Below are 24536 nucleotides of genomic sequence, written 5' to 3'. Positions count from 1 at the left end.
GGCGGCCCGCGGTGCCCACACGAGGGCCCCGGTCGTCGCGCCGAGGCCGGCGAGAAGGCATCCGGTGCAGCCCCCGGCCCTGGGGCCCGCCCGGGCGGTCCGTCCTGCGGGGCTTTCGCTCATGCCCACGACGGACGCGGTGGCGCGCTGCGCGGTTCCGGCGGAGCCACCTGGCCGGCGCGCGGCGCTCGTCTTCGCGCGGTCGCTCGCCCTTGCGCGGTGGCTCGTCTCCGCAGGTCGGGGGCGACCGATCCACGATCACGGGCCGGCTGCCAACCAGGCGGTCACGGCCGCGGTGACGACGAGTCCGACGTTGAGTGTGATCCGGCGGTCTCCGCCCGTCAGGTGAACGGCGATCGCACCGGTCTGCAGGAGTACGAAGCCGATGGCCGCGGCCGGCGCCAGCCAGGGAGCGGTGCCGGTCAGCGGTGGCAGGACCAGACCGGTCGCGCCCAGTACCTCGATCGTCCCCAGCGCCCGCAGGGCCGGCAAGGGCGTGCGGTCGACCCAGGCCATCATCGGGCGGAGTCGATCGCGGCTGCGGATCACCTTCAGCGTGCCCGCGTAGAAGTAGAAGAGCGCGAGCAGTCCCGCGACGATCCAGTAGGCGATGTTCATGGTTCCCGTTCATGGCCCCCGGTTCGCGGGGGTCTGTCGATTGCGGCGTTCTCGTCGTTCACGTCGATCACGTCGAATGGTCCGATTGCTTCGGTTGCTTCGATTGCCAGGGAAGCCCTGGAGCGGGCGGTCCGTCGTCCGAGGGGTTGGACACGAGAGGCGGTCGCGCTACGGCCCCGCCGGCCGGAGGGGGCGGCTGGGCGGCTCCGTCCCGTCGGGTTCAGACGGGGTCGGTGGCGGGCTGTGTCGCGTAGCGACTCATCGCGTCGACGTTGGCCTGCGGCGTCAGCGGCCGGCCGTCGGCGAGCGACTCCTGAAGGTCTCGGAAGTACTGCACGTACAGGTCGGGCGTGAAGGTGCTGAGCATGACAGCGGGTTGGTCCGTCAGGTTGGCGAAGGTGTGCGGGGTGCCGGGCGGAACCATCACGAGCGTGGCCGCGGCGGCGTCGTAGTCCTCCTCCCCGACGGTGAACCGCACGTTGCCGGACAGCACGTAGAAGCCCTCGTCGTGTCGGCCGTGGCGGTGCTGCGGCGGGCCCTGCGTGTGCGGGGCGAGGACGGACTCGGCGATCGCGAGGCGGTGGCCGGTGTGGCTGCCGTCCTCCAGAACGCGCATGCGCGTGGTACCCAGAACGATCGTCTCGCCGTCCAGGGGACCCACCACCGAGATGACGGGGTCGGCCTGCGGTTCGGTGCCCTTCGCTTCTTCGGTCATGTTCACGAGTGCACCGCCGGGAGCCCGCCGGTGTCCAAGACCCGTTCCGCGGCACCGATACCTGGTGGGTATCGTTGCAGCGTGGAGCTACGGACCTTGCGCTACTTCGTGGCGGTCGCCGAGGAACTTCACTTCGGCCGGGCCGCCACCCGGCTGCACATGAGCCAGCCGCCGCTGAGCCGCGCGATCAAGCAACTGGAGGCCGAGGTCGGGGCTCTGCTCCTCGCCCGCTCGACCACCGGCGTCACGCTCACTCCGGTGGGCGCGGTGCTGCTCGACGAGGCGCGAGCCCTGCTCGACCACGCCGACCGCGTCCGGGTACGCGTGAGCGCGGCAGCCGGCGCCGAGACCATCACCGTCGGCATCCTGGGCGACGGCACGGACCCGGGAGTGGCCAGGCTGGCTGAGGCGTACCGCCGAAACCACCCCGGCCTGGACATCCGCATCCGCGACACCGATCTGACCGACCCGACGTGCGGACTGCGCGCCGGACTGGTCGACGTCGCCCTCACCCGGGCGCCGTTCGACGAGACCGCCCTGACGGTGCGTACGCTGCGGGCCGATCCGGTCGGCGTCGTGCTGCGCGCCGACGACCCGCTGGCCCGCCGCGACCGGCTGCGGCTGGCCGAGCTGCGCGACCGCCGCTGGTTCCAGTTCCCGCAGGGCACCGACCACATCTGGCAGGAGTACTGGAACGGCGGCAGGCCGCGTGAGGGACCAGTCGTGCGCGCCGTCCAGGAGTGCCTGCACGCGGTGCTGTGGAACGGCACTGTCGGCCTGGCGCCGCTCGGACACGACCTGCCCGCAGAGTTGACCGTGGTGCCGCTGATCGACATGGCGCCGAGCCGGGTGGTGGTGGTGTGCAACAGAGGGGAGACCAGCCCGTTGATCCGATCATTCATCGAGATCGCCACAGCAGCGTTCCGCCGCTGAGCGCCGACCGTGCCTCGTTCTTCGCCGAGGGAGCCGGCACGGGGCGCCGACAGCCGTGCGAACAACCTCCGGCGGCAGCCCGACGGAGAGCGAGTTGTTGATCGACCCGCCACCGTAGACGGAGACGAAGTCCCGGTGGTCCGCCGGGAAGGGAGTGCCCTACCTGCGGGCCGCCTCGTCCCGGTCGACGGGATCGCCGGCTCCGGCGTGCGGTGGCAGGATCCCGGACAGTCGGGCAGCACTCGGGTGCATCGGTAGTGCCTCTCGGAGAGCTCGGACACGGCCCTGCCGAGCGTGCGCGTGTGCGCGGGGCCCGCCACCAGACCGTACTTGCCGAGTTCTGGTTCGGGGTCGGTCGAGGGGCTCGGCCGGGTGTCTCGGCGGGATGCGGGCGCGGGGGCGGCGTGAGGGCGGGCGGTGCGGGGAAGGAAGTTAGGGAGCTTTACTTGATCCTTCGTCGACGACTCCACCGGAGGTCGCGTGTTCCCCCGCTTCGCTCTCCTCGCCGCCGCGGCGGCGGCCCTGCTCGTGCCCGCCGTTCCGGCGGCGGCCTTCGCGGCCCCCGCCGCACAGACCGTCGACGTCTCCACCGCGGCCCAGTTGAAGGCCGCGCTGGCGGAGGCCGTGCCCGGGCAGACGATCCGGCTCGCCCCCGGTGAGTACCGGGGCGCCTTCGTCGCCCAGCGGCCGGGCACCGCCGACAAGCCCGTCACGCTCACCGGGCCGCGCACCGCCGTCCTGGTCAACGACGGCCCCTCCGGCTCCGCCCCCTCCTGCCCGGCGCCCACCTCCGGCTGGGACTCCGGCTACGGGCTCTGGCTGTACGGCGCGTCGTACTGGAACCTCACCGGCTTCACCGTGAAGGACTCCAAGAAGGGCGTGGTGCTGGACGGTTCGCCGCACGTGGTGATCGACGGCCTGTACGTGCACCACATCGACGACGAGGGCGTGCACTTCCGCCGCTCCTCCGCCGACGGGGTGCTCCGCAACGCGGTCGTCGAGTACACCGGCCGGGTCCAGCCCGAGTACGGCGAAGGCGTCTACCTCGGTTCGGCGAACTCCAACTGGGGCTGCCACGGCAACAGCAACGGCGCGGACCGCTCGGACCGGGTGCTGGTGGAGGGCAACCGCATCGGGCCGTACGTCACGGCCGAGGGGGTCGACGTGAAGGAGGGCACCTCGGGCGGCACGATCAGGGGCAACACGTTCGACGGACGCGGCATCAGCGGCCAGAACTCCGCCGACTCGTGGGTCGACGTCAAGGGCAGCGGCTATCTGATCGAGGGCAACAAGGGCACGTTCTCCTCGCCGGGGACCTTCGCCAACGGTTACGAGACGCACAATCCGGCCACCACGCCGTCCTTCCCGAACGGCTGCGGGAACGTCTGGCGCAGCAATACCTCGGACCTCGGCGGTGTCGGCGCGTACGCGATCCGGATCACCTCCGTGTCCGCCTGCTCCGGACGCCCCAACGTGGTGTACGCGTCCAACACCGTCACGCGGGCGACTGCCGGCTTGACGAACATTCCCGTCACGCCCTGATCGGCGGGCCGGGGCGTGACAGAAGTAGGGCTGAATGTGATCGAATCTGCCCGATGATCGACTCTCCGTGATCGCCAGATCTCGATCTGCTCACAAGTGCTTGAACGATGGACATGTCCGGTGGAAGAGCTGATTGACTCACGATCCTCTTTCAAGTGGAACGGAGCGTTCACGTCCATGCCTTCACGGATGCGCGGCGGTCGTCGCGGCCTGGCCGCCGTCGCCGGACTCGTCTTCACCGTCGGTCTCGCACTGACCGGTTGTGACCCCACGACGGCGGACACCGTCACCTCGGCCGCCACGACGTCCGCCACCGCGGCTGCCACCGTCCCCGCGACCGCGCCCGAACCGGTGGTCCCGCCGAACACGCCCGCGGCCGCGCCCGTCCAGCCGACGACCCCGCCGGCGCCGACCGCCGCGCCGACCACGGACGTCGCGGTGCCGCCCCCCGCGGTCGCGCAGCCGCCCGCGCCGCAGACCCAGCCCACCAAGCCGGTCCAGCCCGCCGCACCGGTGACGCCCAAGGCACAGCCGACGCCCACCAAGGCGGCGCCGCAGCCCAAGGTGACCACGGCCCAGCCGCCCACCGACCCGGAGCCGCCGGTCGCCGAGCCGAAGGCCCCCGAGACCAAGGCGGCTGCGGCCGGGGACTGCGAGATCCGCTCCAACGCGGGCAACTGCTACAAGGCGGGCCAGTTCTGCCGCAACGACGACCTGGGCAAGAGCACCCACGAGGCCGGTGGCCGGGTGATCACCTGCCGGATGGTCAGCGGAAAGCCGCACTGGCAGGTCTGACCGGACGGCACCCCGCGCGGGCCGCACTCGAACGCAGAGTGCGGCCCGCGCGGTGTCCGGCCCACCGTCGCAGGAACCGGGCCGAGCGGGGACGGCCCGACCGGCTCCCGACGACCTGCAGCGCACCTGCGGCGTGGCCTTCGTCCACGGCGGCCCGCAGCCTGCCCGCAGCCGCGCGACGGTCGCAACTCCGGTTCCGGCGGCGCCCGCAGGAGCGCGCGCACGACCGACAGAGGCGTCACAAGTGCGCGTCCTACGCGTTCGGGTCCCACTCCGCGAGCTGGTCCATCGGCTCGGTGTCGCCCGTGATCTCCAGGCCGTCGAGCGGGATGCGCGCGTAGAAGTAGAGGACCAGTTCGCTGGCTGCGCCCCGGATCGCCAGGTCGCCCGGCTCCGCGTCGGCGGCGAGGTCGTCGCAGTGGACGCCGTCGGCGTTGAGGGTCAGGCGCCAGGAGCGGCCCTCGGTCGCGTGCAGGTCGATGGTCGCCGGCTTGAACGGCCAGGGGACGGTCGTCGCCGAAACGGTCGTCAGGAACTCGTCGACGCCCTCGACCGCGACGTCCGTCGGCAGCGGCTGCGCGGCCCCCTGGGTGAGCTGGACGTCGTAGGTGTGGACGGCGATCTCCTGGATCTGGTGCCGGGCCAGGGCTCCGCTGGTCTCCGGGGCCTGCGAGCGGCCCCACCAGGTCCAGCAGCCGCGGTCCGGGCCGGCCTCGCGCATCGCGTCGAGCATGAGCCCGGTCGACTCGGCGAGCCAGGCGTCCAGGGCTTCGCGGTCGCGGGGCGCGGTCGGGGCGCCCTTCGGGTCCGTCTTCGCCGGGGGCGCGGCGCCCGGGCCCGCCGCGACGATGGCGGCCTGGCGGCGGCGACCGTCGCCGAGGTGCTGCGCCAGTTCGCGCAGCGTCCAGTCCGGGCAGGCCGGGACCTGGACGTCGAGGTCGGGGGCGGACGCGATCGCGGCGCGGAACGCGGCCGAACGGTCTTCGATCAGCCGCAGGACCTCGGGGAACTCCAAAGTGTTTTGCACCCCGGTTGTGTATCACGGCGCTCCGGCCGCCAGGTAGCGAATTTGTCCGACGAACGCGTCGACGGCCGGGCGGAGCGCCGGGGCCGAAGCCGTCCTGAAACGCCGCGCACCGCTCGCCGACGGTGACTTCGACCACTGCGTTCGACGAGCAGGACGGGGACGACGTCAGCTGCTCGGCATCTACTCCTCCGAGGCCGAGGCCGAGGCCGAGGCCGGGGCCAGGCCGTGGCCGTGGCCGTGGAGCGGATCCGTGCCTTGAGCCGGGCCAGGTCCGGCGCGGCGGAGACGTCGGCGGATCCGAACACGGGGACGCCCGAGGGGGACTGAAGGGAATCGTTGTCAGACCTTACGCTCGTCCAACCAGCCGCCGGGCAGCTCGGCGAGCGTGTTCCAGAAGAGCTGTTCGTACGCTTGCAGGAGCCGGCCGTACTCGCGTGCGGCGTCCGTCTCCGGCGCCGTCAGCCCTGCCGCTCCGATCGCCTCGGCGGCGGCCCGTTCCAGCCCGGTGGCCGGCCGGCCGAAGAAGTCGAAGAACGCGCAGGCCTCGTCCTCGAAACCGTGGTGGCGGCGGAGCGCCTCGGCGAGGGCTGCGCAGTATCGGCCCCAGAACGCGTAGTCAGGTGTCCACCTCTGGGTGCCGACGCGCTCTGCTGATCGGAGTGTGGGGCCGTGGCGAGCAAGGTGAAGTACCTGGATCTTCTCCTTCGGAAGTCCCAGGTGGTCCGGGGAACCACCACGCGAGACATCCTGTCGTTGAAGTCGCAGGAGAGCCAGGGGCGGGCCTGGGGCAAGCGGAACGGTTACACGATCCGCCGCGTCTTCCGCGAGAACCTGTCTGCTTACAAGGCCGGGGTCAAGCGTCCGGATTTCGACGAGGCGTTACAGGCACTTCTCGACGGCGAGCCGGACTGCTTGTGGGTCTACGACTCCTCGCGGTACAGCCGTCAGGGGGGGGACGTGTTGAAGGTCCTCGACAGGCCGGGGAAGAGGCTGTACTTCTACCTCAACCGGCTGGATAGCGAGGTCCCCGCTGACCGCATGCGCATCGTTGCCGAGGCGGAGCAGGCTCGTGAGTACAGCCGACTGGTGCCGGAGAAGGTCGGAGACGCCTAAGCGGTTGATCGGGACGCCGGAAAGTGGCTGGGCACGCCGCCTGATGGGCTGAAGGTCACGAAGAAGGGCAAGCTGAAGGGCAGCAAGCGCTGGCCCATGATCGAGCGTATCCACGACGAGGCGACGCAGGGGAAATCGCAGCGGCGGATCACGCTGGGAGTGACAGCTGACGGATGGACGGGCGCACATGGGGCCCCGTGCGGGTCAGCACCGTCGGCAAAATCCTCAGGAGCCCGTTCTATCTCGGATGGCAGATCGTGAGCGTGAGGGGAAGGCCGCAGAGTCGCGGGTGCGACGGCCCAGGCGAGCCGACCCGGTCGCTGTGCCGGGGCGAGGAAGCTGCTGCCGGGCGACTACCGGCACCCGCTGCTCGTCCTGGCGACACGGTGGCGCTCGGCTCGGCCGAGCTGCCGCTCGTCGTCGTGGACCTGTGGGGTGGGCCGGGGCGCTTCATCCGGGTTGTCGCCGCGGAGTTCTGGGGCATCGAGAACAACCTGTCGATCGCGAACATGGACTTCGAGGATTTCGCCCGCGCCGTCGACCAGGGCGGGGTGCTCAGAGGCTTCTGAGCCGGACCGGCCGGCAGGCCAGGGCGGCTGGTTGCCGCCGACGCCGAGCCAGGATCCGCCTTTTTATAAGACATGTGACATGTCACGCCCTATTGATGGCATGTCAGGCACCGTGAGAGCATGCGTTCGACGCGCCCCGGCCGCCTCCCCCATCCCCCGCCTGCCGCGCGCCCGTCTGCCTTCCCCCCACTAAGGAACGACGTTGCGCCTGCCCTCACGCATGCCCAGACTGCTCGCCGCGATCGCGGCCGGCACCACTCTCCTCGGCCTGGCGGCCGGCCCCAGCCTGGCCGCCACCCCCACCGCGGGGACCGCCCCCCGCGCCCAGCAGGCCCCGGGCAGCCTCCTGCCGCCCACCGACACCGCCGCGGCGGACCCCTCGGAGCACAGCGCACCGCAGAGCCGCCGACTGACGCCCGAGCAGCTCCCGCCGCTCGGCCTGCCCGTCCCACCCGGGTCCGCTTCCTCCGGAACCGCCTCGGCCACGGCCTCGCCGCGGGCACTGTCCGCGGCCCCGCCGGCCGCCCAGTCCTGCACCCCGGCCGACTTCGCCGCCCGCTCCGGTGCCGCACTCGTCTCCTACGTCAAGGCGTCGACGCCCACGTGCATCGGCTCGCTGTTCTACACCTCCGGCTCCGAGGCCTCGGCCGTGTTCCGCCAGAGCCGGATGGCGACGGTCGCCGACGCCTTCCGGGACGCCGCCGCCGACTACCCCGGGGACAACTCGACGAGCCTGTGGCAGCTCGTCCTGTTCCTGCGCGCGGGCTACTACGTGCAGTCCAACGACCCCCAGCGCATCCCGGGCTTCGACAGGTCGCTCACCGACGCCGTCGCGCGCGGCATCGACGCGTTCGTCGCCGGCCCGCACTTCACCGACGTCACCGACGCGAACGGCGAGGTCGCGAACGACGTCGTCGTCCTCACCGACAGCGCCGGGCTGCAGGCCCGCTACCTCAGCACCTACCAGCAGGTGCTGAACGCCTACGACCGCTCGTACGACAGCTCCAGGAACATGGTCACCCTCGTCAACAGCGTCTTCACCCCGCTGGACCGGGGCCACGACAACAACCCGGACTTCCTCGCCGCCGTCACCGCGGACCCGAGCCTCATCGACACGCTCGACGACTTCGCCCGCGAGCACCGCGACCTGCTGGGCACCGACAACGCGGTCCTGGACGCCAACGCCGCCCGCGTGCTCACCCGCTTCGTCAAGTACCCGGCCTTCCAGGCCAAGGTGCGGCCGCTGGTCAAGGCCCTCCTCGACGGATCCTCGATCACCGGCCCCACCGCCCCCCTGTGGGTCGCCACCGCGAGCATGGCCGACTACCTGGACCCGGCCCAGTGCTCCACCTACGGCATCTGCGACCTGAACGATCGGCTGCTCGCGGCCGCGCTGCCGGTCCGTCACACCTGCGACGCCACCCGGAGCATCCTGGCCCAGGAGCTCACCCCGGCCGACCTCGCCGCCGTCTGCGCCGACCTCAAGGGCGAGGACGCCTTCTTCCACAACCTCGTCCGCGACAACGGCCCCATACCCGGCCAGTACGAGTCCTCCGTGCAGATAGCCGTTTTCGCAGGCAGGGCGGACTACCAGACCTACGCCGGTGCGATCTACGGCGCCAACACCAACAACGGCGGCATCACCCTCACCGGCGACCCCGGCGACCCCGCCAACCAGCCCGTCACCATCATGTACCGGCACCCCACCGACAACGGCTTCACCGCCCGGATCTGGAACCTCAACCACGAGTACGCCCACGTTCTGGACGCCCGCTACAACCTCAAGGGCGGCTTCACCCAGCAGACCAGCGTCCCCGACCTGTGGTGGATCGAAGGCGTCGCCGAGTACGTCTCCTACACCTACCGCGGCCTCACCGACACCAACGCGGTGACCCAGGCCCCCAAGCACACCTACCCGCTCAGCACCCTGCTCCAGAGCACCTACCTCAACAGCGATGTCGTCCGCGTCTACCACTGGGGCTACCTGGCCGCCCGCCACATGATCGAGAAGTACCCCAGCGTCGTCCAGGGCATGCTCCACTACTTCCGCACCGGCAACTACGCCCAGGGGTACGCCTACTACAACGCCATCGGCACCCGCTACGACGCCGGCTTCAACACCTGGCTCGACCTCTGCGCCAGCGACACCTGCCTGAGCGCCGGCACGCCGGCCGCCGCCTTCGACAGCACCGCCACCGGCCTGACCGCGCAACTGACCGACCGCTCCACGGTGACCGGCGGCAAGGGCACCATCACCTCCCGCGCCTGGAACCTCGGCGACGGCACCACCTCCACGGACACCGCCCCGTGGAAGACGTACACCAGGCCCGGCACCTACACCGTCACCCTGACCGTCACCGACAGCAACGGGAAGACCGCCACCACCAGCAGGCCCGTCACCGTCACCACCCCCGCCGCCCCCACCGCCTGCACCGGGACCGACCCGCGGGCCATGGACCGCAACTGCTTCCGGACCGGCCGGACCGCCGCCGCGGGCGAGCAGGACAAGCTGTACATCCACCTGCCCGCCGGCACCGTGACCCTCAACGTCACCACCACCGGCGGCACCGGCACCGCCCACCTCTACTACAACACCGACACCTGGGCCTCCAACACCGCCTACACCGCCTCCTCCACCAACAGCACCGGCACCCAGAGCATCACCGTCACCAACACCACCGCCGGCTACCGCTACATCACCCTCTACGGCAGGACCGCCTTCAACGGCGTCACCGTCACCACCCAGTACTGACCCGCACACCGGCGTGAACAACCCGCCGCAACACCGGGCGGGGGCGTTCGCGCACCGGCGGCCCCGCCCGCACGGGCACGCCCCCGCCCGGGAGAGCGCCCCGCTCCGGCACGCCGCCAGCCTCGTCCGTCTTCGACGCCTCCGAGGTCTGCGACGACGCTGCCGCCCTCAACGCCCCTCGCTGTCTCGCCGTCTGCTACGGGGCTGGACCGATGGGCCCGCGAGTGCCCGGGAGGGTCCGGGCGGTGGCGTACTGCCTTGCGGCGGAATGGGTGATACGGCGGTGACCCGCGCCCGCGGGTCACCGCTGACGGTGTCGGTCACCGGGCCGGGGTGCTGCCGTGCGGTGGGGGAGCGGTGCGGCCGCGACGGGGCAGTTCGACGCGCGGACGGTGAGGCCGCCGCCGCGGTACGGGGTCGCGGTGACCGTGCCGGTGATCGCCCGGACGACGGCGAGGCCGAGTCCGGAGCCGTCGTCGCTGCGCTGCCGGCCGCCTTGGAACGGTCCGAAGAGCGCGGGGACCTCCCGCGGGTCCAGGACCGGGCAGGTGTCGGCGACCTCGACGACGGCCTCGGTGCTGGTAGGCCCGCATGTTCAGGGGTCGCGTATTCGCCGTAGCTGTCGGCCGATCGTCACCCTGTGTCAGGGGACTGCGCCTACGGGTGCGGTCTCTGATCCAAGTTCACGTGCCCTCGTGCTCACTGAGTTCAGCGCGTTGGGCGATCAGGCGTTCGCGGAGGTCGAGTTCCTCGGCGGTCAGTGGCTCGTCGGGGCGCCGGATGCGGGCCCGCCCGCTCGGGCCGCAGGGGCGGTTCATGGTCGACGGGGACGGCGCCGGCCGCCTCGGCTTCGGCGGGGGCCCGGACACCGAGGCGGCCGAGGGGTGCTGGTCCTTGTTCTTGCCGCTTTTGATGGTGAGCTTCTTGGCGATCTCGGGGACAGGGACGCCCTTGTCCTTGAGCGCCTGGGCGAAGGTGAGCATGTCGTCGTCGATGACCTTGGGCTGGCCGCCGTGGTTGCCCTTGGAGGCGGCGGACACCTGGCCTTCGAGGGTCTTCTCCCGGATGTAGTTCCGCTCGATCTGCGCGGCCGCGGCGAGCACGGCGAAGAACATGGCGCCCATGCCGTTGGGGTCGTGGATGCCGGTGAGCGGGCCGGTGAGGAGTTCGAGCTGGACGCCGGCAGCCTGCAGTTGGCCGGAGAGCGTCATCAGCTCGGCCGCGTTCCGCGCGAGGCGCTTGAGCTCGTGGACGGTGAGGATGACTTCCTGGTCGGGGGCGGCCTCCTTCATGTCGGGTCGAGGCGCAGGACCGCGACGTAGTTCAGCGGCGTGGCCCGGGGCGACGTGGTTGACGATCGCTTCCAGGGCCTGGCGCGGCTCGTCCTCGTCGGTGGCCTGATGTGCCAGCCCGTGGGGGACGACGGAACGGTAGTTGACGGAGTGACGGAAGGCGGAGCGGCCGAGGATCAGGCCGTCGAGATGGGTGACCGTCACGCAGACGGGGAGGCCGGCTGGTCGGCCGACCACCAACTCCTCGCCCACCTAGGCGAACCCACGCTCCGAACGGCTCTGCTCATCCGGTAGGACACCCGCGGGCGGTCCACTCACCGTGCGGTACCAGCAATGCCACCGACCGGAGCCGACCCTGGAAGGTCCCAGTTCTGCACCGGTACCGGATCGCCCCCGCCGGGCCAGCACTTCCCCAAGCCGGAGCACCACGCAGACGATCACCGTGGCCGCGCGGCTGCTGCTCCCGGACCTTCATCCGGATTGCCGACTTCGGCCGACGCGGAGCGGCTCTCCCGCAGGGGCTGGGCCGCCACGGCAAGGTGACGCAGGTCGCCGTGCCCGACTCCGGACACCAGGTCCCGGCGTTCCAACCGCAGATCTGCCGGGAGATGCTCTACAGCTGGCTCTTCAAACGCTCCTTCCCCGGCTACGACCCCCAGCAGACACTCAAGCAGGGCAACGGCGCCGGCCTGTGGAAGGGGTGAACACATCCGCACGGAGCCCCCGGGAGCCGGCCCGGCGGCTCCGATGAGCCGAGAACACGTTCGCGAACGCCGCCACCAGTGCGGGCGGTTCACCGTCCGGAGCCAACTCGCTCCGGAGGTCGCGCAGTTGCCGTACGATTTGCCCGTCCGTCGCCATCGGTGGTCCTCCGCCTCGCCGCTCCGGCCCCCGCGAGCCATTCCTACCCTGGGGAGCCGCGGGAGGTGCGGTCGACACGGCGGAGGCGGGTGGGAAGGAAGCCCGGCGGGAAGGAAGCCCGGCGGGGAGCGGCCGGCTCAGCGGGGCAGTGTGACCAGCCCCGCCTCGTACGCCAGGATCACCAGGTGGACGCGGTCACGCGCGTCGAGCTTGGAGAGCAGCCGTGTCACGTACGTCTTGACGGTGGCCATCGACAGGACAAGCTCCCCGGCGATCTCGCCGTTGGACAGGCCGCGCCCGACGAGGGTGAGGATCTCCCGCTCCCGGTCGGTGACGCCGCCGATCCGTCGCGCCGCCGCCACCGGCGCAGCTGCGGAGGCCGGCGCCGGGGCGGGTTCGGGCCGGCCGGCGAACTCGGCGATCAGGCGCCGGGTGACGCTCGGCGCGATCAGGGCGTCCCCGGCGGCGACCACCCGGACGGCGGCGAGGATGTCGTCCAACGCCATGTCCTTGACGAGGAATCCGGACGCCCCCGCCCGCAGGGAGGCGTAGACGTACTCGTCCTCGTCGAAGGTGGTGAGCACCACGACGCGCGCCGGTTCCGGGCCGGCGGTGACCAGACGGGTGGCCTCGATGCCGTCCATGCCGGGCATGCGGATGTCCATCACCACGACGTCGGGGCGCAGTTCCCCGGCCAGCCGGACCGCCTCGGCACCGGTTCCGGCCTCGCCGACGACCTCCAGGTCGGTGGTCTCCGAGATGACCATCTCCAACGCGGCCCGGACCAGCGGCTGGTCGTCGGCCAGCACCACGCGGACGGTCATCGCACCCCTCCCGGCACGGGCAACCGGGCCGCGACCCGGAAGCCGCCACCCGTCCGGGGCGCGGCGTGGAACTCGCCGTTCAGCAGGGCGACCCGCTCGCGCAGACCGGCGAGGCCGTAGCCGCTGCCGGAGGTGTTCCTGCGGCCGAGGCCGGCGTCGGTGATCTCGACGGCCACCTCGTCCGCGTTCCGGCAGTCGACGGACACCCGGCAGGACGGGGTGGCCGCGTGGCGGACCACGTTGGTGACCGACTCCTGGATGATGCGGAAGGCGGCGAGGTCGACCTCCGGCGGGAGCGGGCGCCGTTCGCCGTGCCAGTGGACGTCGACCCGCACGCCGGCGGCCGTCGTCGCGGAGGTGAGCCGGTCCAGTCCGGCGAGGCCCGGTGGCCGGTGCGGCGGAGTCGGTTCGGCGCCCGCGTGCGGGGCGGTGACCGTGGCCGCGCCCGGGGCGGCGCCCGTGCCCGCGTGCGGAGCCGGGCCCCGGGAGGCGTCCGTGCCGGCGTGGTCCTCCCGGTCGGCCTGGCGCAGCGCCCCGAGCATCCGGCGCAGGCCGGCGAGCGTCTCCCGCCCCGCGGCCTCGATCTCGGCCAGGGCCTCGCGGGCCCGGTCCGGCCGGGTGTCGATGACCCGCCGTGCCGCGCCGGCCTGCAGTGCGACGATGCCGATGCTGTGCGCCACCGTGTCGTGCATCTCGCGGGCGATGCGCAGCCGTTCGGCGGTCGCGGCCTGGGCGGCCGCCCGGGCGCTCAACGTCTCGGCGTGCTCCCGGGACTGGCGCACGGACCGGCCGACCAGCCAGGCGATGACGGCGACCAGGATGCCCCCGTCCGAGGCGCCGACGCCGGTACCGCTGAGCAGACCGCCGCCGAGCTCGCTGATCATGCCCAGGTGGGCGACCAGCACGCCCAGCACCAACGCGAAGACGGCGCGCGAGGTGCGACGCGGCCGGGTGGCCGCGACCAGGCAGAGCGCGGCGTCGACCGCCAGCAGCGCCGTCGGGGGCAGCTGCACGTCGGAGCGCCAGGTCTCCGTCTGCGCGACGGTGGCCGCGAGCAGGAGGCCCGTGGACAGCAGTGGCCACCGTCGCAGCAGCGCGGCGGCGGCGAACGCGACCAGGGTGGCGAGCACGGTGGTGGTCCAGCCCTGGAGCTCCGGGGGGAGGCCGGGCCGGTCGGACGGGACGGTGTGCGGGCGCGCGCCGACCACCACGAAGGGGTACACCAGCGAGAGGCACCAGGCCAGGGCCGTCCACACACCCGGCGGCACGCGTTTCGCCGGCGGCACGGTCCCCGGCGACGGCGACGGCGACGACGGCGACGGCGGCGACGATGCCGGGGACGTGGACAGGGGCGGGGGGAGCGGCGCTGACATGCGGTGATCGTATCCAGGCGACCGGGCCCCGCCATCGGACCACGGTCGTACGACCAGGGGTGACAGTCCCTCCGGTCGGGTGTCGACCCCGGTCCGATGCCCCGGCGGGCCCGGCCCCGGCACCGTTGAGCCCATGATCGAAGTCCGTGAACTGACGAAGCGCTTCGGCCGCACCACCGCGGTCGACGGCCTCACCTTCACCGTCCACCCCGGCCACGTCACCGGCTTCCTCGGGCCGAACGGCGCCGGCAAGAGCACCACCCTGCGCATGGTCCTGGGTCTCAACGACCCCACCGGCGGCACCGTCACCGTCGACGGCCGCCCGTTCCGGGACCGGCCGCGCGGTCTGCGCCACGTCGGCGCCCTGCTCGACGCGGGCGACGTCCACGGGGGTCGCAGCGGCCGGGCCCATCTGCGGGCACTGGCCCGGAGCAACGCGCTGCCGCGCGGCCGGGTGGACGAGGTGCTGGAGGAGGTCGGGCTGGCCGGGGCGGCGGGCCGCCGGATCGGCGGGTACTCGCTCGGTATGAGGCAGCGGCTCGGCATCGCGACGGCGCTGCTCGGGGATCCGCCGGTGCTGCTGTTCGACGAGCCGCTCAACGGGCTGGACCCGGAGGGGGTGTTCTGGGTGCGCGGCCTGTTCCGACGCCTCGCGGCCGAGGGCCGGACGGTGTTCGTCTCCAGCCATCTGATGAGCGAGATGGAGCACACCGCGGACCGGCTGGTGGTCATCGGGCGCGGCGAGCTGATCGCCGCCGAGAGCGTGGCGGAGTTCGCCGCCCGCGGCACCCGGCAGGCCGTGTCCGTCCGTACCGCCGAACCCGCCGCGCTCGCGGCCGTGCTGAGGGCCGCGGGCGGCACCGTCCGGCCGGAGGGCGGTGACGGTTCGCTCACCGTGACGGGCCTCGACGCGAGCCGGATCGGCGAACTCGCCCTCGAACGAAGGCTCCTGGTCCAGGAGCTGACCACCCGTGCGGCCTCCCTGGAGGACGCCTTCAGGGAACTCACCGCCGACAGCGTCGAGTACGCCGCAGGAGACCACCGATGAGCGCGCCCACCACTCCGATCGGCGCCCCGGTGAGCGCGCCGGCCGGCGCCCCGCCCAGGCCCCGGACCGCCACCGATCCCCGGACCGCCACCGTGCCCCGGGCCGGCACCGAGCCCCGCGCCCGGTTCCGCGACCTGTTCGCCGCCGAGTGGATCAGGTTCTGGTCGCTCCGCTCGATGCCGTGGGTGCTGGGCGTGAGCGCCCTGGTCGTCATCGGCGCCAACCTCAAGGCCGCGAAGTACACCTACGACCACACCACCCCCGACGACCCGGTGTCGGCGGCCGGGGCCTCGTGGGCCGCGACGAACGCCTCGTTCACCGTGTTCGCCGCCGACATCGTGATGATCGTCGCCGGCAGCGTCGGCGCCGTCGTGATCGTCAGCGAGTACGCCACGGGGATGATCCGCACCACGCTCGCGGCCGTCCCCGACCGCCGCGCGGTGGTGACGGCCAAGGCGTCCGTCCTGGCGGTGGTCATGCTCGGCTACGGCGGCCTCACCGCGGGCGTGTCGTTCGGCTTCGGCCAGGCGATCCTGTCGGGCCGGCACCTCGGTCTGTCGATCACCGACCCCGGCGCTCTGCGGGTCGTGTCGGCCGCCGCGCTGCTGGCCCCGGTCTGCGCGTTCGTCGGCCTGGCTCTGGGCGTCCTGATCCGGCACGCCGCGGGCACCGTGGTCACCACGGTCCTGCTGCTCTTCCTGGCCCCGGCGTCCTTCTCCGAGAGCAACCGCTGGACGGCCCTCGTCGGGCACGCCATGCCGCTCACCGCCTGGCAGCGGCTGGCCAGGGTCGACCTGACGGAGACGCTCCTCCCGCCGTACCCGGCGACGGTCGGCGGTTCCTGGGCGGCGTACGCGGCCTGGCCGGTCCTCTCCCTGCTGGTCGCCGTGATCGTCCTGCGCCGCCGGGACCTGTGAGGCCCGCGCCGCAGGCAGCCCGGCAGCCCGGCGGCCCCCGGCAGCCCGGCTGCCCGGCTGCCCGGCTGCCCGGCGGCCCGGAGCGCGCGAGCCGGGAGCCCGTGAGGCCCCGGGCGGCCCGGCCGGAGGGCCGCCGGGACCTCGCGGGGTCAGCCGTCCCGGACGGCGACGGGCTCCCCGGTCCGCCGCGGCGGGCGGACCCGCCGGACCCGGCGGACCGCCCCCCAGGCGGTGAGCAGCCAGACCGCCGCGGCGACCCACAGCAGCGGGCGGCCGAGCGTGTCCAGCCAGGGCACCCGCGCGGCGGCGGCCGTGGAGAGGCACGCCACGGCGGTCATGCCCAGCGGGAAGACCGTGGACCAGCGGCGCAGGTCGTACCCGGTCCGGGGGCGCAGGAGTTCGGCGCAGAGCAGGACCAGGTACCAGGCGAGCGCGAGTGCGAGCAGGACGAGGGTGGTCGTCCGCAGGACGGAGCGCGCCGTCCCCGACCAGACCCCCGACGCGAGCAGCTTGGAACCGGCGAGGGCGGAGATGGCCATGGCCCCGCCCGCGACCCAGTGGTCGCCGGCCCCCGTCGCCACCTGGCGGAGGTCGAAGCGGAACAGCGCGTCCCCGTACAGGACCAGCCCCAGCAGGAACAGCAGCAGGGCCGCCCGGGCGAGCCAGTCGGTGGTCTGCGGGGCGAGGACGGCGGCCAGTACGGCGAGGCCCTGGGTGGCGACGCAGATCAGGAACGCCGCGCCCGGCATCCGCCGCCCGAGGTGGCGCAGCACCGCCGTCAGCAGGACCGGCCAGGCCGCGGTGGCGAGGACGAGCAGCGCGGCGGCCGTCCCGGTCCAGCCCAGCAGGTCGAGCCGGACGCCGAGCACGTCGGTGGCGGCCACCGCCGTGAGGGCGGGCGGGGTCCGCGCGAGGGAGGTCCAGCCCCGCCGGTCGCCGACCAGCAGCGCGGCGAAGCCGGCCGCGAGGAGCAGCCAGATCGCCGCGGCCAGGACGAGCGCCACCGTCGAGAGCACGTCGAAGCCGGTGAGGTGGAAGCCGACCGAGATGATCCCGGTCGCCATCACCACCGCGCCGGCCCCCGGGGGCGGCGCGGCCCACCGGCGGTCGCTGGGCTCGTTCATGACCTCCATCGCAGCGCCCGCGCGCCGGTCCCGCCAGTCGGAACGCCCCCGCACGCCGGTCGGACGGGACGGGGCGGGGCGGGACGGAACAGGGCGGGGTCGGACGGGAAGGCCCAGTGCGGGGAGGCCGCCCACCCGATGGGACCTCCCGCCGCGCGCGCCGGGCCGCCCTCGGGTTCGATGGCCCCACGGGCGGGTCCGGAACGGGAAGGTGCCAGGTGCGCGAGCCGACGAGCGAGCCGGGGCCGGCGGGCGGAACCGGCGAGGTGCGGCCGGCGGGCGAGCCGGGGGCCACGCTGCTGCGGGCCGGCCGGTTCTTCCGCCCCGGGACGGCGGCGGCCGACCTGCACAGCGTGCGGATCACCGGCGGACGCGAGTCGGACGCCTTCTACCGGGACCGCTGGAGCCACGACAAGGTCGTCCACTCCACCCACGGCGTCAACTGCACCGGGTCGTGCCGCTGGAAGGTCTACGTCAAGGACGGGATCATCACCTGGGAGACCCAGGCCACCGACTACCCGTCCGTCGGCCCGGACCGGCCCGAGTACGAGCCGCGCGGCTGCCCGCGCGGCGCCGCCTTCTCCTGGTACACCTACTCGCCCACCCGGGTGCGCTACCCGTACGTGCGCGGGACGCTGCTGGAGCTGTACCGCGAGGCGCTGGGCCGGCTGAAGGACCCGGTGCTGGCCTGGGCCGACATCCAGGCGGATCCGGAGCGCCGCCGCGCCTACCAGAGGGCCCGTGGCAAGGGCGGGCTCGTCCGGGCGAGCTGGGACGAGGCGGTGGAGATCATCGCCGCCGCGCACGTCCACACCGTCAGGCAGTACGGCCCGGACCGGATCGCCGGGTTCTCGCCGATCCCCGCGATGTCGATGGTGTCGCACGCGGCGGGCGCCCGCTTCCACTCCCTCATCGGCGCCCCGATGCTCTCCTTCTACGACTGGTACGCGGACCTGCCGGTCGCCTCGCCGCAGGTGTTCGGCGACCAGACCGACGTCCCGGAGTCGGGTGACTGGTGGGACGCCGCCTACCTGATGATGTGGGGCTCCAACGTGCCCGTCACGCGGACCCCGGACGCGCACTGGATGGCCGAGGCCCGCTACCGGGGCCAGAAGGTGGTGGCCGTCTCCCCGGACTACGCGGACAACACCAAGTTCGCCGACGAGTGGATGCACCCGCACCCGGGGACGGACGGCGCGCTCGCCTTCGCGATGGGGCACGTGATCCTGCGCGAGTTCTTCGTGGACCGGCCGACGCCGTTCTTCGAGGACTACGTCCGCCGCTTCACCGACCTGCCGTTCCTGGTCACGCTCACCGCCCGGGACGGGGCGTTCGTGGCCGACAAGTTCGTCCGGGCGAGCGACCTGGGCGACACCGGAGAGGGCGCCGAGTGGAAGCTCGCCGTGCTCGACGAGGCGACCGGGCGCCCGGCCGTGCCCAACGGCTCGCTCGGCTTCCGCTGGACCGAGTCCGGCAAGGGCCGGTGGAACCTCGACCTCCAGGACGTCCGCCCGCGCCTGTCGCTGTACGCGGACGGGGCCGCGGAGCCCGTGGAGGTGCTGCTGCCGCGCTTCGGCACCGAGGGCGGCGAGCACGGCCAGGGCCGCGGCGAGACCGTCCGCCGGGGTGTGCCCGCGACCAGGCTCGGCGGCCCGGACGGGCCGCTGGTCACCACCGTGTACGACCTCCTGCTCGCCCAGTACGGGGTCGGCCGCGCCGACCTGCCGGGGCACTGGCCGTCCTCCTACGACGACGGGCGAACGCCCGGCACCCCCGCCTGGCAGGAGCTGCACACCTCCGTGCCGGCGGCCCAGGCGGTGCGCGTGGCACGGGAGTTCGCGCGGACGGCCGAGGAGTCCGAGGGCCGGTGCATGATCCTGATGGGCGCCGGGACCAACCACTGGTTCCACTCCGAGACGATCTACCGCACGTTCCTCGCCCTGCTGACCCTCACCGGCTGCCAGGGCCGCAACGGCGGGGGCTGGGCGCACTACGTCGGCCAGGAGAAGTGCCGCCCGTCGACCGGCTGGGCGACCCTGGCCGGCGCCGCCGACTGGGCCCGCCCGCCCCGGCAGATGATCGGCACCGGGTGGTTCTTCCTCCACACCGACCAGTGGCGCTACGACACCTTCTCCGCGGACGTCCTCGCGTCCCCGCTCGGCACCGGCCGGTTCCGCGGCCTGGCCACCGTCGACCTGCTGGCCCGTTCGGCCCGGCTCGGCTGGATGCCGTCCTACCCGACCTTCGACCGCAACCCGCTCGACCTGGTCGACGAGGCCCGGGCCCGGGGCCGCGACCCGAAGGACCACGTGGTCGACGAACTCGCCGCCGGGCGGCTCGGGTTCGCCTGCGAGGACCCGGACGCCCCCGCCAACTGGCCCCGGGTGATGACGCTGTGGCGGGCCAACCTGCTCGGCTCCTCCGGCAAGGGCGCCGAGTACTTCACCCGGCACCTGCTGGGCACCCACTCCTCGCTGCGCGCCCGCGAGGCCGACGAGTCGGTCCGCCCCCGCGACGTCCGCTGGCACGAGGAGGCACCGGAGGGGAAGCTCGACCTGCTGCTCTCGCTGGACTTCCGGATGACCTCGTCGACGCTGCTGTCGGACGTCGTGCTGCCCGCCGCGACCTGGTACGAGAAGCACGACCTCTCCTCCACCGACATGCACCCGTACGTGCACGCCTTCACCCCGGCGATCGACCCGCCCTGGCAGGCGCGCACCGACTTCGAGGCCTTCCACGCGATCGCCGGGCGCTTCAGCGAGCTGGCGCGCGACCACCTCGGCACCCGGCACGACCTGGTCGCCACCCCGTTCCAGCACGACACCCCCGGCGAGACGGCGCAGCCCGGCGGCGTCGCCCTGGACTGGCGCCGGGGGGAGTGCGCGCCGGTGCCCGGCGCGACCCTGCCGAACCTGACCGTCGTCGAACGCGACTACACCGCGATCGGGGCCAAGATGGCGGCCCTCGGCCCGCTGGTGGAACGGCTCGGCCTGCCCGCCAAGGGCATCGCCCTGCGGCCGGACGAGGAGGTCGAGTACCTCAGGCGCCTCAACGGGGTGGTCCGCGGCGGCCCCGCCGACGGCCGCCCCGCGCTGGACACCGCCGTCAAGGCGGCCGACACCGTGCTGGCACTGTCCGGCACCACCAACGGCCGGCTGGCCACCCAGGGGTTCCGCACCCTGGAGGCCCGTACGGGGCAGCAGATGGCGCACCTCGCCGCCGAGCACGAGGGCCGGCGGATCGGCTACGCCGACACCCAGGCCGCGCCGGTCCCGGTGATCACCTCGCCCGAGTGGTCCGGCAGCGAGGCGGGCGGACGCCGCTACAGCCCGTTCACCCTCAACACGGAGCACCTCAAGCCCTGGCACACGCTCAGCGGCCGGCAGCACTTCTTCGTCGACCACGACTGGATGCACGAGCTGGGGGAGGCGCTGCCCGTCTACCGGCCGCCGCTGGACATGCACCGGCTGTTCGGCGAACCCGCCCTCGGACCGGACGGGCAGCGGGAGGTGACGGTCCGCTACCTCACCCCGCACAACAAGTGGTCGATCCACTCCGAGTACCAGGACAACCTCTTCATGCTCGCCCTCTCGCGGGGCGGACAGGTCGTCTGGATGTCGGTCGAGGACGCGGCGGCCATCGGCGTCGAGGACAACGACTGGATCGAGGCCGTCAACCGCAACGGCGTCGTCGTCGCCCGCGCGGTCGTCTCCCACCGCATGCCGCCCGGCACGGTCTACATGCACCACGCCCAGGAACGCACCGTCAACGTCCCCCGGTCGGAGACCACCGGGCGGCGCGGCGGCATCCACAACTCGCTGACCCGGGTGCTGCTCAAACCGACCCACCTGATCGGCGGCTACGCCCAGCTCTCGTGGGCGTTCAACTACCTCGGCCCGACCGGGAACCAGCGTGACGAGGTGACGGTGATCCGCCGCCGCAGCCAGGAGGTGCGGTACTGATGCCCCAGCGTGAAGCTCCCGTCGGACGCGTCATGGCCCAGGTCGCCATGGTCATGAACCTCGACAAGTGCATCGGCTGCCACACCTGTTCCGTCACCTGCAAACAGACCTGGACCAACCGGCAGGGCATGGAGTACGCCTGGTTCAACAACGTCGAGACCCGCCCCGGACTCGGCTACCCGCGCCGCTACGAGGACCAGGAGAAGTGGCGGGGCGGCTGGCGGCTCGACCGGCGGGGCCGGCTCCGGCTCAGGCAGGGCAGCCGGCTGTTCAAGCTGGCCTCGATCTTCGCCAACCCCGTGCTCCCCACCCTCCGGGACTACTACGAGCCCTGGACGTACGACTACCGGGCCCTCACCGACGCGCCGCTCGGCGACGACTACCCCGTCGCCCGCCCGCACTCGCTCGTCACCGGCAAACCGATGACGGTCGAGTGGTCGCCCAACTGGGACGACGACCTCGGCGGCGCGCCCACGTACGGGCCCGAGGACCCCAACGTGGAGCGGATGCGCACCGAGGCGGGCCGCCGGATCCGCTTCGAGTTCGAGCAGAGCTTCATGTTCTACCTGCCCCGGATCTGCGAACACTGCCTCAACCCGTCCTGCGTCGCCGCCTGCCCGTCCGGCGCGATCTACAAGCGCGAGGAGGACGGCATCGTCCTCGTCGACCAGGACGGCTGCCGGGGCTGGCGCCAGTGCGTGACCGGCTGCCCGTACAAGAAGATCTACTTCAACCACCGCACCGGCAAGGCCGAGAAGTGCACCTTCTGCTACCCGCGCGTCGAGGTCGGCCTGCCCACCGTCTGCTCCGAGACCTGCGTCGGTCGGCTGCGCTACCTCGGCGTCATGCTCTACGACGCCGACCGGGTGGCCGCCGCCGCCTCCGTGGCCGACGAACACGACCTCTACGAAGCGCAGTTGGGTGTCTTCCTCGACCCGGCCGACCCCGAGGTGCGGCGGGCCGCCGAGCGCGACGGCATCCCGCACGACTGGATCGAGGCCGCCCGCCGCTCGCCGGTCCACACCCTCATCAGCACCTACCGGGTCGCACTGCCGCTCCACCCGGAGTACCGGACGATGCCCATGGTCTGGTACATCCCGCCGCTCTCCCCGGTCGTCGAGGAGGTCGCCCGGAGCGGCCACGACGGGGAGGACCCCGGCAACCTCTTCGGTGCGATCGACGCCCTGCGGATCCCGCTCGAATACCTCGCCGAACTGTTCACCGCGGGCGACACCCGCCCGGTCCGCGCGGCCCTCGACCGGCTCGTCGCGATGCGCTCGTACATGCGCTCCGTCAACCTCGGCCGGGAGCCCGACCTCGCCGCGGCCCGGGCCGTCGGTCTCGACGGTCCGCAGATCGACGAGCTGTTCCGGCTGCTCGCCGTCGCCAAGTACGAGGACCGGTACGTCATCCCGACCGCCGCGCGGGCCGACGCCGAGCGGCTGGAGGAGTCCGCCGTCCCCACCGGCTGCGGACTCGACCACGAAGGGGGGCCGGGCATGGGGCCGGACGGCGCCGACGGGCCCGTCGGTGCCGACTCCGGCCGGCGGACCCTGCCGATGGTGACGATCGAGAGCTTCCACGCCCTGCGCAGACGCCAGACCGCCGACCGGACCGACGAGGAGGAACCCCGGTGACCGAGGACCTCGCCCTGGTGCGCCGGGCCGCCGCCGTACTGCTCTGCTACCCCGACCGGGACGCCCCCGGTACCCTCCGGCTGCTGGCGGCGGAGCTCCGGCCGGTCCGCCACCCCGCCGCCGAACCGCTGCGCGCCTTCCTCGCCCGCGCCGGGACGCGCTCCGCCCCCGAACTCGCCGCCGACTACGTCGAGACCTTCGACTTCACCCAGCGCCACAGCCTCCACCTCAGCTGGTGGACCGACGGCGACACCCGGCGGCGCGGCGAGGCCCTGGTCCGGTTCAAGGAGGTCTACCGGGCGCACGGCCTGGAGTTCACCGACGAGGAGCTCCCCGACTTCCTGCCCGCGGTCCTGGAGTTCGCGGCCGCCACCGGCTCGGACGCGCTGCTGCGCGAGCACCGGCCGGCCCTCGAACTCCTGCGGCTCGCCCTCACCGAGCACGGCACGCCGTACGCCGACGTCCTCGTCGCCGTCTGCGCGACCCTGCCCGGACCGTCCCCCAAGGACCGGGCCGCCGCCCGGGCACTCGCCCGCAGCGGGCCGCCGCGCGAGCAGGTGGGCCTGGACGCGGACCCGCCCTACGGCCACCTCGGCCTGCTCCCCGTCCTGCCCTCCTGAGCGGAGTCCGCCGATGAACACCTTCCTCCGATGAACACCTTCCTCTGGGGCGTGCTGCCGTACCTGGCCGCCGTGCTGCTGGTCTCCGGCCTGGTCTGGCGGTACCGCTACGACAAGTTCGGCTGGACCACCCGCTCCTCCGAGATCTACGAGTCGCGGCTGCTGAACATCGCCTCGCCGATGTTCCACTACGGCATCCTCTTCGTCCTCGCCGGCCATCTGATGGGCCTGTTCGTCCCCGCCTCGTGGACGGACGCCGTCGGCCTGGACGAGCACGCCTACCACCTGGTGTCGCTCTTCGCGGGCTGCGCGGCCGGGTCCCTGGCGGTGGCCGGGATCCTGATGCTGCTCTACCGCCGGCGCCGCAACGCGGCCGTGTTCCGCGCCACCACCCGCAACGACAAACTGATGTACGTCGTGCTGCTGGGTGCGATCGTCCTGGGGCTGGTCGCCAAGCTGATGCACTCCTCGGTGAGCGAGGGGTACGACTACCGCACCACCATCGCCCCGTGGGCCCGCAGCCTGTTCACCCTCCGGCCCGACGTCGGGCTGATGGCCGACGTCCCGCTCGCGTTCAGGCTCCACGCGGTGGTCGGCCTGGCGCTGTTCGCCCTGCTGCCGTACACCCGCCTGGTCCACATGTTCAGCGCCCCCGTGCAGTACCTGTTCCGCCCCTACATCGTCTACCGCAGCCGCGACCCGGAGCAGCTCGCCGACCGGGCGCCGAAGCGGGGCTGGGAGCGGATCAAGTACTGACCCCCTCCGGCCCCCTCCGAAACCGCTGGTCGCCCCCGGTGCGGCCACCGTAGACTCC

At 72.9% G+C, this 24536-nt stretch carries 20 protein-coding genes and 1 pseudogene; 13 read left to right on the top strand and 8 right to left on the bottom strand.

What is annotated here, in order from left to right:
• Window positions 1-258 precede the first annotated feature (258 nt).
• Together ACFWIC_RS04535 and ACFWIC_RS04530 are read right to left on the bottom strand one after the other, a co-directional pair.
• Window positions 259-618 carry a DoxX family protein gene (locus ACFWIC_RS04535; protein WP_329952774.1) on the bottom strand — a complete coding sequence of 120 codons (360 nt, stop codon included), beginning with the start codon at window positions 616-618 and terminating at the stop codon, window positions 259-261.
• 220 nt (window positions 619-838) lie between these two features.
• Window positions 839-1333 (bottom strand): cupin domain-containing protein, encoded by a 495-nt coding sequence (locus ACFWIC_RS04530; protein WP_380515749.1) that lies wholly within the window; start codon window positions 1331-1333, stop codon window positions 839-841.
• Window positions 1334-1414: 81 nt separating this feature from the next.
• On the opposite strand from ACFWIC_RS04530, the gene ACFWIC_RS04525 reads away from it, so the two are divergent.
• The 3 genes from ACFWIC_RS04525 (at window position 1415) to ACFWIC_RS04515 (ending at window position 4603) form a co-directional block, all read left to right on the top strand.
• Complete coding sequence (locus ACFWIC_RS04525; RefSeq protein ID WP_380515746.1) at window positions 1415-2266, top strand: LysR family transcriptional regulator; 852 nt, start codon at window positions 1415-1417, stop codon at window positions 2264-2266.
• 480 nt (window positions 2267-2746) lie between these two features.
• A complete protein-coding gene (locus tag ACFWIC_RS04520; protein WP_380515743.1) occupies window positions 2747-3808 on the top strand; it encodes a sheath polysaccharide-degrading enzyme in 1062 nt (353 codons plus the stop codon).
• Between the two features lie 177 nt (window positions 3809-3985).
• Entirely contained in the window at window positions 3986-4603 is a 618-nt protein-coding gene (locus tag ACFWIC_RS04515) for a hypothetical protein (protein ID WP_380353743.1), read from the top strand.
• A gap of 253 nt (window positions 4604-4856) precedes the next feature.
• Here the strand turns inward: ACFWIC_RS04515 and ACFWIC_RS04510 are convergent, their stop codons facing one another.
• Complete coding sequence (locus ACFWIC_RS04510; RefSeq protein WP_329952769.1) at window positions 4857-5630, bottom strand: maleylpyruvate isomerase family mycothiol-dependent enzyme; 774 nt, start codon at window positions 5628-5630, stop codon at window positions 4857-4859.
• Between the two features lie 669 nt (window positions 5631-6299).
• Between ACFWIC_RS04510 and ACFWIC_RS04505 the strand changes: the two genes are divergently transcribed.
• The 3 genes from ACFWIC_RS04505 (at window position 6300) to ACFWIC_RS04495 (ending at window position 10064) form a co-directional block, all read left to right on the top strand.
• Window positions 6300-6743, top strand: coding sequence for a recombinase family protein (locus ACFWIC_RS04505; RefSeq protein ID WP_380515740.1), 444 nt, complete (start codon window positions 6300-6302; stop codon window positions 6741-6743).
• A 197-nt stretch (window positions 6744-6940) separates the two neighbouring features.
• Window positions 6941-7312, top strand: coding sequence for a DUF6924 domain-containing protein (locus ACFWIC_RS04500; RefSeq protein ID WP_380515737.1), 372 nt, complete (start codon window positions 6941-6943; stop codon window positions 7310-7312).
• A gap of 202 nt (window positions 7313-7514) precedes the next feature.
• Complete coding sequence (locus ACFWIC_RS04495; protein ID WP_380515734.1) at window positions 7515-10064, top strand: collagenase; 2550 nt, start codon at window positions 7515-7517, stop codon at window positions 10062-10064.
• 301 nt (window positions 10065-10365) lie between these two features.
• Here ACFWIC_RS04495 and ACFWIC_RS04490 read toward each other — a convergent pair.
• Window positions 10366-10626 (bottom strand): annotated as a pseudogene (locus ACFWIC_RS04490) (ATP-binding protein); the annotation flags it as partial.
• A gap of 121 nt (window positions 10627-10747) precedes the next feature.
• A complete protein-coding gene (locus ACFWIC_RS04485; RefSeq protein WP_380515732.1) occupies window positions 10748-11608 on the bottom strand; it encodes a pyridoxamine 5'-phosphate oxidase family protein in 861 nt (286 codons plus the stop codon).
• Window positions 11609-11910: 302 nt separating this feature from the next.
• Here ACFWIC_RS04485 and ACFWIC_RS04480 point away from each other — a divergent pair, with 302 nt between their 5' ends.
• Entirely contained in the window at window positions 11911-12060 is a 150-nt protein-coding gene (locus ACFWIC_RS04480) for a hypothetical protein (protein WP_380515730.1), read from the top strand.
• Window positions 12061-12354: 294 nt separating this feature from the next.
• On the opposite strand, the gene ACFWIC_RS04475 is transcribed toward ACFWIC_RS04480, so the two are convergent.
• Both ACFWIC_RS04475 and ACFWIC_RS04470 read right to left on the bottom strand, forming a co-directional pair.
• Window positions 12355-13041: a response regulator gene (locus tag ACFWIC_RS04475; protein WP_380353757.1), complete on the bottom strand. Its 687-nt coding sequence runs from the start codon at window positions 13039-13041 to the stop codon at window positions 12355-12357.
• Window positions 13038-14309, bottom strand: coding sequence for a sensor histidine kinase (locus tag ACFWIC_RS04470; protein WP_380515725.1), 1272 nt, complete (start codon window positions 14307-14309; stop codon window positions 13038-13040). Before ACFWIC_RS04470 ends, ACFWIC_RS04475 begins: the two co-directional genes overlap by 4 nt.
• 238 nt (window positions 14310-14547) lie before the next feature.
• Here ACFWIC_RS04470 and ACFWIC_RS04465 point away from each other — a divergent pair, with 238 nt between their 5' ends.
• Together ACFWIC_RS04465 and ACFWIC_RS04460 are read left to right on the top strand one after the other, a co-directional pair.
• Entirely contained in the window at window positions 14548-15462 is a 915-nt protein-coding gene (locus ACFWIC_RS04465) for an ABC transporter ATP-binding protein (RefSeq protein ID WP_380353762.1), read from the top strand.
• On the top strand, window positions 15459-16379 hold the full coding sequence (locus ACFWIC_RS04460; RefSeq protein WP_380515722.1) for an ABC transporter permease: 921 nt from the start codon (window positions 15459-15461) through the stop codon (window positions 16377-16379). The genes ACFWIC_RS04465 and ACFWIC_RS04460 overlap by 4 nt, the downstream gene beginning before the upstream one ends.
• A gap of 149 nt (window positions 16380-16528) precedes the next feature.
• Here the strand turns inward: ACFWIC_RS04460 and ACFWIC_RS04455 are convergent, their stop codons facing one another.
• Window positions 16529-17512 (bottom strand): tellurite resistance/C4-dicarboxylate transporter family protein, encoded by a 984-nt coding sequence (locus tag ACFWIC_RS04455; protein ID WP_380515719.1) that lies wholly within the window; start codon window positions 17510-17512, stop codon window positions 16529-16531.
• A 257-nt stretch (window positions 17513-17769) separates the two neighbouring features.
• Between ACFWIC_RS04455 and ACFWIC_RS04450 the strand changes: the two genes are divergently transcribed.
• Genes ACFWIC_RS04450 through narI form a run of 4 tightly spaced genes read left to right on the top strand, consistent with a single transcriptional unit; the run spans window position 17770 to window position 24478 of the window.
• Window positions 17770-21465, top strand: coding sequence for a nitrate reductase subunit alpha (locus ACFWIC_RS04450; protein ID WP_380515910.1), 3696 nt, complete (start codon window positions 17770-17772; stop codon window positions 21463-21465).
• On the top strand, window positions 21465-23102 hold the full coding sequence (gene narH / locus ACFWIC_RS04445; protein ID WP_329952762.1) for a nitrate reductase subunit beta: 1638 nt from the start codon (window positions 21465-21467) through the stop codon (window positions 23100-23102). The genes ACFWIC_RS04450 and narH overlap by 1 nt, the downstream gene beginning before the upstream one ends.
• On the top strand, window positions 23099-23722 hold the full coding sequence (gene narJ, locus ACFWIC_RS04440; RefSeq protein WP_329881063.1) for a nitrate reductase molybdenum cofactor assembly chaperone: 624 nt from the start codon (window positions 23099-23101) through the stop codon (window positions 23720-23722). Before narH ends, narJ begins: the two co-directional genes overlap by 4 nt.
• 30 nt (window positions 23723-23752) lie before the next feature.
• On the top strand, window positions 23753-24478 hold the full coding sequence (narI, locus tag ACFWIC_RS04435; protein WP_329952761.1) for a respiratory nitrate reductase subunit gamma: 726 nt from the start codon (window positions 23753-23755) through the stop codon (window positions 24476-24478).
• Window positions 24479-24536 lie beyond the last annotated feature (58 nt).

It is taken from the genome of Kitasatospora sp. NPDC127035, assembly GCF_042726075.1.
Classification (GTDB): Bacteria; Actinomycetota; Actinomycetes; order Streptomycetales; family Streptomycetaceae; genus Kitasatospora.
Note: the sequence above shows the minus strand (reverse complement) of the source record. Positions and strands in the feature narration are given on the sequence as shown.